The sequence below is a fragment of the Ruegeria sp. C11 genome, from assembly GCF_056537725.1.
This window is the reverse complement of record NZ_JBQFSB010000010.1, coordinates 143,794-157,771: the sequence shown is the minus strand read 5'-3', so window position 1 is coordinate 157,771 and position 13,978 is coordinate 143,794. Positions and strand designations below refer to the sequence as shown.

The 13,978-nt window shown below is 58.5% G+C and carries 15 protein-coding genes; 8 read left to right on the top strand and 7 right to left on the bottom strand.

Going from position 1 to position 13,978, the window contains the following annotated elements:
• Window positions 1-33 precede the first annotated feature (33 nt).
• From urtE to urtA, 5 genes are all read right to left on the bottom strand, one after another.
• Entirely contained in the window at window positions 34-729 is a 696-nt protein-coding gene (gene urtE / locus ACR0NA_RS17630) for an urea ABC transporter ATP-binding subunit UrtE (RefSeq protein WP_480731135.1), read from the bottom strand.
• A gap of 3 nt (window positions 730-732) precedes the next feature.
• Window positions 733-1,473 carry an urea ABC transporter ATP-binding protein UrtD gene (gene urtD / locus ACR0NA_RS17625; protein ID WP_480731133.1) on the bottom strand — a complete coding sequence of 247 codons (741 nt, stop codon included), beginning with the start codon at window positions 1,471-1,473 and terminating at the stop codon, window positions 733-735.
• Entirely contained in the window at window positions 1,470-2,699 is a 1,230-nt protein-coding gene (gene urtC / locus ACR0NA_RS17620; RefSeq protein WP_480731130.1) for an urea ABC transporter permease subunit UrtC, read from the bottom strand. Before urtC ends, urtD begins: the two co-directional genes overlap by 4 nt.
• Window positions 2,700-2,702: 3 nt before the next feature.
• The gene (urtB, locus tag ACR0NA_RS17615) at window positions 2,703-4,655 is read right to left on the bottom strand and encodes an urea ABC transporter permease subunit UrtB (protein ID WP_480731128.1); all 1,953 of its coding nucleotides are present in this window, start codon (window positions 4,653-4,655) and stop codon (window positions 2,703-2,705) included.
• A gap of 62 nt (window positions 4,656-4,717) precedes the next feature.
• Window positions 4,718-5,998 (bottom strand): urea ABC transporter substrate-binding protein, encoded by a 1,281-nt coding sequence (gene urtA / locus ACR0NA_RS17610; RefSeq protein WP_480731126.1) that lies wholly within the window; start codon window positions 5,996-5,998, stop codon window positions 4,718-4,720.
• Window positions 5,999-6,396: 398 nt separating this feature from the next.
• On the opposite strand from urtA, the gene ACR0NA_RS17605 reads away from it, so the two are divergent.
• The 8 genes from ACR0NA_RS17605 to ureG are packed head-to-tail and all read left to right on the top strand — an operon-like array spanning window position 6,397 to window position 11,508.
• Complete coding sequence (locus ACR0NA_RS17605) at window positions 6,397-7,212, top strand: urease accessory protein UreD (protein WP_480731124.1); 816 nt, start codon at window positions 6,397-6,399, stop codon at window positions 7,210-7,212.
• A gap of 1 nt (window position 7,213) precedes the next feature.
• Window positions 7,214-7,516 carry an urease subunit gamma gene (locus tag ACR0NA_RS17600; protein ID WP_170655068.1) on the top strand — a complete coding sequence of 101 codons (303 nt, stop codon included), beginning with the start codon at window positions 7,214-7,216 and terminating at the stop codon, window positions 7,514-7,516.
• 18 nt (window positions 7,517-7,534) lie between these two features.
• Window positions 7,535-7,696, top strand: a complete 162-nt coding sequence (locus tag ACR0NA_RS17595) for a hypothetical protein (protein WP_480731122.1) — start codon at window positions 7,535-7,537, stop codon at window positions 7,694-7,696.
• Window positions 7,693-8,025: an urease subunit beta gene (locus ACR0NA_RS17590; RefSeq protein ID WP_480731120.1), complete on the top strand. Its 333-nt coding sequence runs from the start codon at window positions 7,693-7,695 to the stop codon at window positions 8,023-8,025. The genes ACR0NA_RS17595 and ACR0NA_RS17590 overlap by 4 nt, the downstream gene beginning before the upstream one ends.
• On the top strand, window positions 8,000-9,760 hold the full coding sequence (gene ureC, locus ACR0NA_RS17585; protein ID WP_480731118.1) for an urease subunit alpha: 1,761 nt from the start codon (window positions 8,000-8,002) through the stop codon (window positions 9,758-9,760). The genes ACR0NA_RS17590 and ureC overlap by 26 nt, the downstream gene beginning before the upstream one ends.
• Before the next feature lie 17 nt (window positions 9,761-9,777).
• Window positions 9,778-10,230, top strand: a complete 453-nt coding sequence (gene ureE / locus ACR0NA_RS17580) for an urease accessory protein UreE (protein WP_480731116.1) — start codon at window positions 9,778-9,780, stop codon at window positions 10,228-10,230.
• The gene (locus ACR0NA_RS17575; protein ID WP_480731114.1) at window positions 10,196-10,867 is read left to right on the top strand and encodes an urease accessory protein UreF; all 672 of its coding nucleotides are present in this window, start codon (window positions 10,196-10,198) and stop codon (window positions 10,865-10,867) included. Before ureE ends, ACR0NA_RS17575 begins: the two co-directional genes overlap by 35 nt.
• Window positions 10,864-11,508, top strand: coding sequence for an urease accessory protein UreG (gene ureG / locus ACR0NA_RS17570; RefSeq protein ID WP_480731111.1), 645 nt, complete (start codon window positions 10,864-10,866; stop codon window positions 11,506-11,508). The genes ACR0NA_RS17575 and ureG overlap by 4 nt, the downstream gene beginning before the upstream one ends.
• Before the next feature lie 212 nt (window positions 11,509-11,720).
• On the opposite strand, the gene ACR0NA_RS17565 is transcribed toward ureG, so the two are convergent.
• Window positions 11,721-13,274, bottom strand: a complete 1,554-nt coding sequence (locus ACR0NA_RS17565) for an ATP-binding protein (protein ID WP_480731109.1) — start codon at window positions 13,272-13,274, stop codon at window positions 11,721-11,723.
• Window positions 13,271-13,954 carry a response regulator transcription factor gene (locus tag ACR0NA_RS17560; RefSeq protein WP_480731107.1) on the bottom strand — a complete coding sequence of 228 codons (684 nt, stop codon included), beginning with the start codon at window positions 13,952-13,954 and terminating at the stop codon, window positions 13,271-13,273. Before ACR0NA_RS17560 ends, ACR0NA_RS17565 begins: the two co-directional genes overlap by 4 nt.
• Window positions 13,955-13,978 lie beyond the last annotated feature (24 nt).

Genomic DNA, 13,978 nt, shown 5'->3' with positions numbered 1-13,978 from the left:
AAGTCGTTCAGAATTTATCTTCGCGACTGAAACCTAAACCGTCACCCCCTGTAAGACCTGATCGCGGGAAAGCTCCGATTTAGTTCCTGCCATCAGGATTTCGCCTCGTCTGAGAACGACGAACCGATCTGCAAGATCATAGGCGAAATCGAAATATTGTTCGACCAGAACAATCGCCATCTCACCTTTGGTTCTGACGTGGCGGATGACCTCTCCGATCTGCTGGATGATGTTGGGCTGAATGCCCTCGGTGGGTTCATCAAGAAGCAACAGCTTTGGCTTCGTGATCAGTGCCCGTGCGATGGCTAGCTGTTGTTGTTGACCGCCCGATAAATCTCCGCCACGCCGGTTCTGCATTTTCTTGAGCACCGGGAACAGGTCGAAAATCTCGTCCGGGATAAAATGATCACTGACAGGCAGACAGGCGAACCCGGTTTCCAGATTTTCACGCACGCTCAGCAGCGGGAATATTTCGCGCCCCTGCGGAACATAAGCCACGCCTTTCCACGCCATTTTATGCGCAGGCAGAATACCTAGTTCTTCATCATTCAACTCTACCTCGCCGCCGGACCGTGGATGCGTACCAGATATGGCCTTTATCAGGCTGGTTTTGCCGACACCATTGGTTCCCATCACACAGGTGACTTCCCCCTGTTTCGCCTCCATCGAAATCCCGTGAAGAATTTGCGAATGCCCATAGTACAACGTCAGATCGGTCAGTTTCAGCATTGCTCAGCGCCCCAGATAGACGTCGATGACGTCCTGATTTGATGTGACATGGTCGAGACTGCCCTCGGCCAGAACTGACCCCTCGTGCAGGACAGTGACCTTGCAGTTCAGGCGGCGAACGAATTCCATATCGTGTTCGACCACCACCACCGCGCGGGTTCTGGCGGCTTTCACCAGCAAATCAGTGGTATGTTCGCGCTCTTGCGAGGTCATACCGGCGGCGGGTTCATCCACCAGAAGCAGACGAGGCTCCTGCGCCAGCAACATACCGATTTCCAGCCATTGTTTCTGTCCGTGGCTAAGTTCTCCGGATTTTCGGTTCAGTTCCGCCTTCAACCCGATGTCGGTGGCCAGCGATTGCACTTTTTGCAGATCAGCCTCGGCAGGTCGGTAGAACAAAACACGCAACCAGCCGCGCTTGTTCTTTAACGCCATCAACAGATTTTCCTGCACGGTCTGATCTTCAAAAACCGTGGGTTTCTGGAACTTTCGCCCGATGCCCGCCTGTGCGATCCTGGCCTCGCTCATCCGCAGCAGCGACACAGATTTTTCACCCCAGATCACTCGCCCTTCGTCTGGGCGGGTTTTGCCGGTGATAATGTCCATGAATGTGGTCTTACCCGCCCCGTTTGGCCCGATCACCGCCCGCAATTCAGCGTTACCGATCTGAAACGACAGGTTGTTGATGGCGCGGAACCCGTCAAAGCTGACAGAGACGCCGCTCACCTCTAGCAGAGTGTTCATTCAGTGGCCTCCTTCTCGCGCAAGGCGCCGTCATCGGGGCCGAGGTTGGCGCCATGTCGGTCGGGATGGCGGCGGTTGCCGACCAGATCGAACAAACCGCCGATGCCTTGCGGGGCGAATAGGGTGACCAGCACAAAGGAAACGCCCAACAGGACCTGCCACCAGTCCACCCATTTGATTGTATAAAATCCCAGCGGGATATCCGGTGCCTGCCCGCCGGTGAACCATGTGCTGAGCAGGCTGACAAAGGCCGCGCCGATAACTGCCCCATACAGACGTCCACGCCCGCCTATAGCAACCCAGACAACCAGATAGATTGATGCGATTGGCGCCATTTCCTCGGGGTTGATGATACCCGCCTGTGGGTAATACAGCGCGCCCGCGACGGCCGCGATACAGGCAGTCAGCGTAAAAACCGTCAACTTGTAGACTTCGACCGAGTAACCCAGAAACCGCACCCGCGCTTCGTTATCACGGATACCGCGAATGACCGAACCAAACTTGCCCGAAACAATCCACGCCGCCAGCAAATAGCCCAGACCCAATGCAAGCGCCGAAGCCCAGAAAAACCAGACCGACACTACATCCTGAGCGGCAGAGACTCCGGGCAAATTCTGCAATCCCGACAAGCCGTTATTGCCGCGCAGTCCACTGTCATTCTGAAAAAGATACAACGCCAGCGCCAGGGTCATCGCCTGTGTCAGGATCGACAGGTAAACACCCGTGACCCGGCTGCGGAAGGCCAGCCAGCCAAACACCAGCGCCAGCAGGCCCGGCACCAGCACCACCATGATCAGTTGCAATGTCAGCGAATGCGAAAACGCCCAGATCAACGGAAAGTCGGACGCGCCCACTACGCCGAAAATCTGATTGGCAATGGCGTCAGTGACCTCGGATTGGGTCGGCGGGATTTCCGACTGCGACAGCGACTCGACCACGATCAAGCGGGTGCGCTCATACATCAGCCACATGCCGATCATGTAACCCCCCAGCCCAAAAAACGCGAAATGACCCAGTGACAGGATGCCGGTAAAGCCCCAGACCAGATCCATCGCAACCGCGATCAGACACAGGCACAGGGTCTTGCCCAGAGTCTTTATGAAACTGGTTGAGATCACGCCGATCCCGAACCCTTCAGAGAGGACGGTCACGCCCAACGTGAACAGGGACAGAATGGCGAGAAAGACCAGAACAGATGGGTTTTTAGCGATAAAACTACGTTCCATGGCTCAATCCCCCGCTGCGCGGCCTTTAAGGGCGATGATGCCCCGTGGCCGGAACTGAATGAAAATGATGATGAAGATGATCATGTAGGTCTGCGCGGCCAGCGTGTTCGAGGGGTTCATCCATTCGATCCCCTTTTGCAGAAAGCCGATCAACCCAGCCCCGGCAAGCGCCCCCCAGATGTTGCCGACACCGCCGACAACCACGGTCATAAAGCTCTGCACGATATAGTTGCTGCCCAGATCCGACGTTACCTTGGCAAAAAGGCCAATGGCCACCCCAGCGATCCCGGCAATGCCTGAGCCAAGGCCAAAGGTCAGCATATTCACCCGCCCCGGGTTGATCCCCATCGAGCCTGCCATGCGCCGGTTCTGCGTCACCGCGCGCATTTCCAGCCCCAGCCGCGTGCGCTTCATGATGAAAAGAAACAGAACCAGAAAAATCAGCGCCAGTACAAAGATCGCAATCCGGATATAACTGATCGAAACCACATCGTTCAGCACCCACGCCCCGTCCAGCCAGCCGGGCGCGGTCAGCGGTCGGGCCTGCGTACCAAAGATGTTCTTGGCCAGTTGTTGCAGCGCAATCGAGATGCCAAAGGTTGCCAGCAGCGTTTCCAGTGGCCGCGCATACAGCCAGCGGATCACCAGACGCTCCATCGCCACGCCCATCGCAAAAGTGACAGCAAATGCCAGTGGAATCGCAACAAGGATCGAAAGCGTGTGATCCGGAACGAATTGCTGCACCACGTAGCCTGTATAGGCGCCCATCATGATGAACTCGCCATACGCCATGTTGATCACACCCATGACGCCAAAGGTGATCGCCAGCCCAACGGCGGCCAGGAAATAGATCGACGCCAGAGAAATCGCATCCAGCGTCAGATCAAGCGTCTGGTTCAGGCCAACCTTCAATTCGACCTGTTCCAGTGCCCTTGCGGCGGCGGCCGTGACTTCGGATGACGGCTCAGCGTAGGTTTCAATGAAAACATGCGCGCCCAATGCAGCGTCGATGTCGGCCTCCGTTACCAAAGCAGGCACGAGTCCGGCTTCGGCCAGTGCGGCATACGCCTTTGTCCGTGAAGAATCGGTGTTCAGTTGCGCGACCGGAACTCCGCCTACGCGGCCACCCTCGATATTCGCGGCCAGAGCCACGCGGATGTCGCCCACCGACACACGCGGCGCAGCGAGATCGCCAGCGACCAACAGATCATATGCCTCGTCCCGGGACAGGGATTCCGAACCGGGCACCAGAACAACGGCAACGTTTGCATCCGACGGCAACTCCTTAACCGCCTTTCGTACGGTCACGACCAGGGGGTTCAGCGCCGCGCGGACATCGACGCCCAGATCGCCGGACATTTCTTCGATGGCGGCTACGCGGGCCGCTGCGTCTTTGTCGAACCCGATAGTCAGCAAGCGTTCGAGCCGTTGTTTCTGCGCCTTCACGTCCGCATCCGGTTCGCCCTCGATCGAGGCGCGCAGAGGTTCCAGCAAAGCAGCTTCGGGATCGCGCTGGATGGATTGCAATGCTGCCAGACGTTTCGGGCGGCTCGGGTCGGTCAACTGGAACTGAACCAGCGCCGTGCCAATCATGGCGCGGATGCCGCTATTGGGCTTTAGCTGTTTCAGATCGGATTTCTCAAACCTGCCCACCACCTCGCCGGTGTCGAAATCCGTCAGCTCATAGGACCTCCCCTCGACCTTTTTCCCAGCAAAGAACAGACCATCCGACTTTCGCATCCACATGTCCTTTGCGGCCCATGTTTCAAGCATGGTCTGCGCCTGCGGCAGGCCGCTGGTCGCGATCGCATCAATCGCCGGCTTGATCGTCTTGCGCGAGCTTTTGGCGATGGCCGCCTGATGCTCCTGCAGGACCGGTTGCAAACTGGCCTCCTGCGCGCTGGCCGTCAGGCAGGCGCACAGCACTGCGAGGCCCGCTAGGAATAGTCGTAACATTTGGAGAAACCCGAGTATCTTTGGTGGTAAGGCGGGCGATGACACCCGCCTTTCAGCTTGACTTAGTAGTTCGACAGAGTCTGAACGCAGGTCTTGGTCTCGGTGTTGTACATACCGCAGCCCAGATTTTTCCAATCCGATTTCAGCACTGCCGATTCCGGCAGGTAATCGGTCCAGGCATCTCCCGGCACCACTTCGGTTTCACTGATAATGTCGAACTGACCGTCTTCCTGAATCTCACCGATCAGCACTGGCTTGGCCAGGTGGTGGTTCGGAAGCATCACGGCGGTGCCGCCGGTCAGGTTCGGAAATTCCTGCCCATACATGGCGGAACGCACGGCGTCGACTTCGGTCGAACCCGCCTCGGTCGCGGCGTTCACCCACATGTTGAAGCCGATGTAATGCGCCTCCATCGGGTCGTTGGTCACGCGCTCTTCGCCCATGGTGGCTTTCCAGGTCTCGACAAATTCAGCGTTGGCCTCGGTGTCGGCCGACTGGAAATAGTTCCATGCTGCCAGATGGCCCACAAGGTTGGCCGTATCCAGACCCGACAGTTCCTCTTCACCGACCGAGAAGGCCACGACCGGAATGTCATCGGCGGAAACACCGGCAGCGGCCAGTTCCTTGTAAAAGCCAATGTTGGCGTCACCATTGATCGTCGAGATCACGCCGACCTTCTTGCCATCTGCGCCCAGCGCAACCACGTCGGCCACGATCTTGGACCAATCAGAATGGCCAAACGGGGTGTAGTTCACAAAGATATCGTCATCCGCGATACCGTTGCCCTTCAGATAGCTTTCCAGAATGTTGTTGGTGGTGCGGGGATAGACATAGTCGGTGCCCAGCAGCGCAAATTTCTCAACTCCCAGTTCCTCTAGGAAATAGTCCGTCGCCGGAATCGCCTGTTGGTTCGGGGCCGCGCCGGTGTAGAACACGTTTTTCGAGCTTTCCTCGCCCTCATACTGCACCGGATAGAACAGCAGCCCGTTCAGTTCCTCGATCACCGGCAGAACAGATTTCCGGCTGACCGAAGTCCAGTTGCCAAAGATCACGTCAACCTCATGCACGGTCAGCAGCTCGCGCGCTTTTTCAGCGAACAGCGGCCAGTCGGATGCCGGGTCGACGACAACGGCCTCAAGCTGTTTGCCCAGCAGGCCACCTTTGGCGTTTTGCTGGTCGATCAGCATAAGCATAGTGTCTTTCAGCGTGGTTTCCGAGATCGCCATCGTACCCGAAAGCGAATGCAGCACACCGACCTTGATCGTGTCTTCGGCAGACAAAGCCGCCGTTGCCATGGCTGCAAAAATCGCCGACCCGGCGAGTGTGGATTTGAGAAATGACATGTAAGCCTCCTGGCGGGACCACAGGAGAGGGCTTGCGCATGGGCGCGCTCTTCTTCTACCTGTTCCCCGCAACTGTTGTTGCGTTCCGTGTGGCGGTTGTGTTCGAGGTCCAATTCGCGCAGCCGTCACACACCCCCGGGGTCGTCTCCGCGGCGGGTATCCATACTGTTTCTGCATTGCGGCAATCTTGGCAAATCGACACCAATTCAATCTTTTAAATTGGCCTTACCTGCCCAATTTTTGACCACAGGTTTCAGCTTGTGTCCAAAAATTAGTCACGCATATCGGAAAATCACCTGATTACGGCACCGCAGAATAGAGTTCCGGCGCACTACCGATGAAACAAGTGGCACAAATCTTAATCTCGCAGGTATGCCATCACTCATCTCGCCACCACATTGCCCAAGCAGTATGCGACGCCTCCACGTGCCAAGGGTGCGATTCGTCTGAGCGCCAAGCAATCGGGCGGCAGATCGGTACTGGACGGATTTCGCCAGTCAGGTTCGTTCAAATGTCTTTTCCCTCGCAGTAGCGACAGTGGGCTGGATGCGGTTCTACTGAACACGGCAGGCGGGGTAACGGGTGGGGATGCATTCCGGTTCACCGGGCACGCCGCTTCTGGAACCACCCTTACCCTGACGACGCAAGCCTGCGAGCGCGCCTACAAGGCGCAGCCCGGACCGTATGGCCAGATCACGAACCAGCTGAGCGTTGATGCAGGCGCCCGGCTGAACTGGCTTCCACAGGAAACCATCCTGTTCAACGGTAGTGCGCTGGATCGCCGGTTGCGGATCGATCTGGCCCCCGACGCAACCGCGCTGATGGTCGAGCCGCTGGTTTTCGGGCGTGCTGCCATGGGCGAGACACTGACCGATATTCGCCTGCGTGACCGGATCGAAATCCGGCGCAGTGGCGCGCCCGCGTTTCTGGATGCCACGCGATACTCGGGCGATCTGCACGCGCATCTGGCCAAACCACATATTGCCGATGGTGCGGGCGCGATGGCGCTGGTCCTCTTCGCCTCACCCACCGCCGAAGGCCAGCTGAGTCCGGTCCGACAGATGCTGCCCGACAGCGCCGGGGCCAGCCTGCTTCACGGCGACTTGCTGGTGATACGAATGCTGGCCGAAAACAGCTTTACCCTCCGCCGAGCTTTGATGCCCGTGCTGCGGCGGCTGAACGATGACCGCCTTCCCAGATGCTGGATGATCTGACATGAACCTGACCCCCCGAGAAAAAGACAAGCTGCTGGTCGCCATGGCCGCCGAGGTCGCCCGCAAACGGCTGGCGCGCGGCGTCAGGCTGAACCACCCCGAAGCAATCGCACTGATTACCGATGCCGTGGTCGAAGGTGCCCGTGACGGACGTTCGGTCGCCGACATGATGCAGGCCGGGGCCGAGGTGATAACCCGCGATCAATGCATGGAGGGCGTACCTGAGATGATCCACGAAGTTCAGGTTGAGGCCACCTTTCCTGACGGCACCAAGCTGGTGACCGTGCACAACCCAATCCGCTAACCTAAAAAGGATTTCCTCATGACCCGAATTCTGTTCCCCGCCCTGATCCTTGCTGGCCCCGCAGTGGCGCATACCGATACGCATATCCACGCGCATGGCACCGACTATGCCAGCCTTGGCGTCGGTCTGGCGCTGCTGGCGCTGGCCGTGGTTGCCCTAATCGCCAAGCTGCCGAAATGATCCCGGGCGAAATCATTCCGGCGGACGGAATGCTGACGCTCAACGCAGGGCGCAGCGGGCGGCTTGTGATGGTGGCCAACACCGGTGACCGTCCTGTGCAGGTCGGCAGCCACTACCATTTTGCCGAGGCCAACCCGGCGCTGGATTTCGATCGTTATGCGGCTTTGGGAATGCGTCTGGATATTCCGGCCGGCACCGCCGTTCGGTTCGAACCGGGACAAATGCGCGAGGTAATGCTCGTACCTTATGGGGGTCGGCGCCACATTTACGGTTTCAACAAACATATCATGGGGGCTTTGAAAGATGCCGGGCAAGATCAGTCGGAGTGACTATGCCGCCATGTTCGGCCCGACGGTGGGCGACAGGGTGCGTCTGGCCGACACGGACCTGATCATCGAGGTCGAAAAGAACCTGATCGTTGATCGCGCGACCGCAGCCCGGTTCAGTGAATCGGGCCATCGCGAAGATGTCTATGGCGAAGAGGTCAAGTTCGGCGGTGGCAAGGTGATCCGCGATGGGATGGGGCAATCTCAGGCAACCCGTGCCGAGGGAGCCGTGGACACCGTCATCACCAATGCTCTGATCGTGGATCATTCGGGTATCTTCAAGGCGGATGTCGGCCTGAAAGACGGGCGCATTGCCGGACTTGGCAAGGCCGGAAATCCGGATACCCAGCCCGGTGTGGACCTTATCATCGGCCCGGGCACCGAGATCATCGCGGGCGAAGGTCGCATCCTGACCGCTGGCGGGATCGACAGCCATATCCATTTCATCTGCCCGCAACAGATCGAGGATGCGCTGCACTCGGGTCTGACCACCATGATCGGCGGCGGCACTGGCCCAGCGCATGGCACTTTGGCCACCACCTGCACCCCTGGACCCTGGCATATCGGGCGAATGCTGCAGGCGGCGGATGCCTTCCCGATGAATCTGGCCTTCGCGGGCAAAGGCAACGCCTCGCTGCCTGCCGCACTGGAGGAACAGGTCAAGGCCGGTGCCTGCGCCCTGAAACTTCACGAGGATTGGGGCACTACCCCCGCCGCCATCGACTGCTGCTTGTCGGTGGCCGATGCAATGGACGTGCAGGTGATGATCCACACCGACACGCTGAATGAATCAGGCTTTGTCGAAAACACCGTGGCCGCCATGAAGGGCCGCACCATCCACGCCTTTCACACCGAAGGCGCAGGCGGTGGCCATGCCCCCGACATCATCCGCATCTGCGGCGAAGACCACGTGTTGCCGTCCTCGACCAACCCGACACGACCCTTCACCGTCAACACGGTCGAAGAGCATCTGGACATGCTCATGGTCTGCCATCACCTCGACAAGTCGATCCCCGAAGACGTGGCCTTTGCCGAAAGCCGCATCCGGCGCGAGACTATCGCCGCCGAGGATATCCTGCACGACATGGGTGCGTTCTCGATCATCGCATCCGACAGTCAGGCCATGGGCCGCGTGGGTGAGGTGCTGATCCGCACCTGGCAAACCGCCGACAAGATGAAGAAACAGCGCGGTCGCCTTTCCGATGAAACCGGCGACAACGACAATCTGCGGGTGCGCCGCTATATCGCGAAATACACCATCAACCCGGCAATTGCCCACGGGCTCAGCCATGAGATTGGCAGCATCGAAGAAGGCAAGCGCGCCGATCTGGTGCTATGGAACCCCGCCTTTTTCGGCGTGAAGCCCGAAATGGTCCTGCTGGGTGGCACGATAGCCTGCGCACAGATGGGTGATCCCAATGCCTCGATCCCCACGCCGCAGCCGGTTTATAGCCGCCCGATGTTCGGGGCTTATGGCCGCTCGGTCGAACATTCTGCGATCACGTTTGTTTCCGAGGCCGCGCAGGCCGAAGGGATCGGTGAAACACTTGGGCTTGCAAAACAGACCGTCGCCGTACGCAATACGCGGGATATCGGAAAACGGGACCTGATGCTCAACAACGCGACTCCCCGGATCGACGTCGATCCCGAAACCTACGAAGTCCGCGCCGATGGCGAATTGCTGACCTGCCAGCCCGCCGAAGTACTACCGATGGCGCAACGCTATTTCATGTTTTGAGAATAAAGGAGGCCCCGATGACCACCGCGATCAAAACCGCCCGCATCTATCACGACCACCAACACTCTCAGGCCCATGCACAGGTCTCGCTGAACTATGACGGTCGCTTTCTGCGCCGCAAGATGCTGACGACGGATGACGGCGAGGCCTTTCTGGTCGATCTGGCGCAAACCAAATCTCTGGATCATGGCGGAGTGCTGGTGCTGGAAGACGGTCGCCAGATTGAAATTGTCGCCGCCCCCGAAAACCTGTTGGAAGTGACGGGTGGCAACCTGCTGAGGTTGGCCTGGCATATCGGCAACCGCCATACCCCCTGCCAGATCGAGGATAACCGCCTGCTGATCCAGCACGATCACGTCATCCGCGATATGCTGGAGAAGCTGGGCGCTGACATCCGGGAAACCGTTGAACCCTTTACCCCCGAAGGCGGCGCTTATGGCCACGGCAGGACCCATGGCCATTCCCACTGACACCGATATCCTGACCCTGACGCAATGGTTGTCGCCTGCTTACCCGGTGGGCGGGTTCGCCTATTCGCATGGGCTGGAATGGGCCATTGACTGTGGCGCCGTGGCCAATGCCCCGGACACTGGTGAATGGATCGCCGATGTGATCAAGCACGGCTCGGGGCGCAATGACTGTGTGTTCCTTGGGGCGGCCTATCGGGCGGAAACCTGCGAGGAACTGCACGAAATCGACCGCACGTCCCGGGCCTTTTGCGCCTCGTCCGAACGCCTGCGCGAAACACATCTGTTGGGCGAAGCGTTCTGCGGCGTGACCTCGGATGTTTGGACGCTGGACATGGGAACTCTGACCTACCCCGTTGCCATTGGGCATGCCGCAAGGGCCCGGAATCTACCGGTGCAACTGACAGCGCAGATGTTCCTGCACAGCTTCATGGCCAATCTGGTGGCCTGTGCAACACGACTGGTGCCTCTGGGCCAGACTGATGGACAGCGGTTGATCCGGGATCTGATGCCCCTGTGTCAGCGCACCGCGTCCGAGGCGATCAAGGCCGGGTTGGACGATCTGGGATCGACCACGTTCCTGCCCGACATCGCGTCGATGAAACACGAAACTCAATATTCAAGGATGTTCCGAACATGAGCAACATGAACGGCCCTCTGCGCGTTGGCATCGGCGGCCCGGTGGGCGCGGGCAAAACTACCCTGACCGCCGCCCTGTCCGAGGCGCTGCGTGACAAGGTTTCTATCGGTGTGATCACCAATGACATCTACACCCGCGAAGACGCCGAGGCGCTGATGCGGATGCAGGTTCTGCCGCAGGACCGGATCATCGGCGTTGAAACGGGCGGCTGCCCGCATACGGCGATCCGCGAGGATGCCTCGATCAACCTGGCCGCCGTGGCCGAGATGCAGGCCCGTCACCCGGATATCGAGGTCGTCCTGATCGAAAGCGGCGGCGACAATCTTTCGGCCACGTTCAGCCCGGAACTGGCAGATGTGACGCTTTACGTAATCGACGTGGCCGCGGGTGAGGAAATCCCGCGCAAAGGCGGGCCTGCGATCACCAAATCCGACGTGCTGATTATCAACAAGACAGATCTGGCCCCCCATGTCGGCGCTTCACTTGAGGTGATGAACCGGGATGCAGCCAGAATGCGCAACGGTCGTCCTTTTGTGTTTTCGTCCCTTCGGCACAAAAAAGGGGTCGATGAGATCACCACATTATTGGCGCAAATTGGGGGCCTGGAAATACCGGACGACATGCGTTCACGCCGCGCTTAAAACACGCGAGCTGCCACGGAAGCCCTCTGTTCAAGAATTTACAGCGACAGGTAATTCGGCAGTTCGACCAAGGCAAACGTCGCTGTTGCACAGTCCGGGCTAACCGCTGCAGGCGCAAGTTTTCGAGCTGGTCGAACATGCGCATTGCGCAACAAGCCAGGAAACGCGGCACAGACACAAAGTTGATCGTGCTTGGTGCAATCGATAAGGGCTCAAAACCTGATCCGAAAACTGGCGCCGTGCTTTGGAGTCATTGCCTCAATCACCGCATTGGCTTGTTTCAACACGGCAGCAACAATGGAAAGGCCCAGACCGGTTCCACCTTGATCCCGTCTGGTCGTAAAGAATGGGTCTGTGATGCGAGCACTGTTTCGCGCGGAGATTCCCGTGCCGTTGTCGGCAACAATCAGGCTGGTTGAAGCCGCTTCATAGGTTATGTCGACACGCGTTGCCCCATGCTGGAACGCATTTTGCAGAAGATGGTGCAGAACAATTTGCCCCTGATCCTTGGACAATGGCAGATACGTGTCGGACGGCGCGTGACACTCGATGACGTGATCCGGGAACGAAGCTGACGCGGCCCCGACAATATCCGCCAGTGACGTTGGGGCCGGGTCTGTCTGAACGCTGGCCCGGGCCAGTTCGCGCAGACGCCCCAGCAGAGCGTTCATGCGCAGACCTTCTTGCTGAATGTTATGAACCAGTTTCTGATTGCGATCACCGGACACCGCAGACGGCCCGTCAGACAGCAGCTCAGCCGCGCCGAGAATTGCAGTGACCGGTGATTTCAATTCATGCGTGACATGGCTTGTGTAAGTCTCGATCGCTGTGGATCGATCCGACAAAGTTGCGGCCATCGAAACGACATTGCTGCCCAAATCCGCAAGCTCCTGCACACCATAGTGCTGCACGGGATCAGGTATTGGTTTCGATCCGCTTGCGACATCCCGGCTCTGACTGCTGAGATCGCGAATTGGCTTTGAGATCAGCCGCCACATCATCCAACCGATCCCAGCCGCGGACACCAGCATGAATACGGCGACAGAACCCAGCGTGAACCGTTCCTGAAACAGAAATTTCCTCAGGTCCATCGGCGTGCGAGACAGATAAACAGCGCCGATAACCCTGTTCTCCAACACCACCGGATGGGCGACAAACACGCGGTAAGTGGTGTCTCGGCTGATCGAGTTCAGAAGGTGCCGTTTGGATGGGTCGTCCCGATATCTCAGCAATGAGACGGTTTCTCCCTGCAGGGCCTGCGACACTTCTGGTACATGCAGAAAAGACCCGCTGACCGGTCCGCTGCCAGCAATGACCTGTCCGGAGTGATCTAAAAAGACATATCCCGTCAGAGTCGTTTTTTTCGCCGAACTCGCCAGCTGTGACAGAGTTGAAGAGATCGCTGCATAGGTCACACCCAAAGGTTCGACAGCTTCAACCGGGTCGGGACGAGGCGGCAAGACCTGACTGCGGAACAGATCCAAACTGGGTGGGATGGGATGAAAATCCCGCGCAAGTCGTTCTATCTGCTCGTTGGACAAGCGATGACCGAGATCGGGCGAAGCCTGCAGTTCCGAGAACGCCGCAGCGTACATTTCGGCAAGGATAACCGCCTGAGACAGCAAACCGCGCTCAGTCTCACGCGCGAACTGGTTGCTGGACAGCCGGGCGCCCAGTACGCCGATAATCGGGAGGGTCACCAACGCTATGCAGACCAGCGCAATTACCAGCGCAAGCGATGGCCTCCATTTTTTCTTGATGGTCAACACTGGCAAATGCCCAGTTTCACCCCAACCCCGTGCACGGTTTGGATCAGGTCAGGATAGCCCAGCACACGCGCCTTTTGACGGATATTACGGATATGACTGTCGACCGTGCGACCGGACAGATAGGTGTTGTGACCATAGACCAGTTCGATCAGCCGCGCGCGCGAATAGACTCTGCTTGGTGTCTTTGCCAGGATCGACAACACCGAAAACTCGATCCCGGTCAGCTGAATCTCAGCCTCGGCAAGGGTGCAGCAATGTGCGCTATGATCCAGTCGAAGGTCCTGAAATACTGTCACTTCGTCCGGCGCGTCTGAAGCGCTGGCGCGGGCAAGGATGGCCTTGATCCGCAGCACCAGCTCTCGTGGGCTGAAGGGTTTGGTGACATAGTCATCCCCACCAAGCTGAAAGCCCAGAATACGATCAATCTCATCATCGCGCGCAGTCAGAAACAGGATCGGCACAGTCGAGCATTTGCGAAGCTCCCTGCAGGCTTCCAGCCCGTCCATTTCCGGCATCCCGATATCCAGAACCACCAGATCAGCCGGAGATTTTCCGAATAGCTCCAGTGCATCCTGACCGGTGGCCGCCTCGGTTGTCCGAAAGCCGGAATCTTCCAGCGCAAAGCGAACGACATCACGAATGCGGGCATCATCGTCTACGATCAGGATGTTGTTCACTATACGCGTCCGTCATCGAAGTTT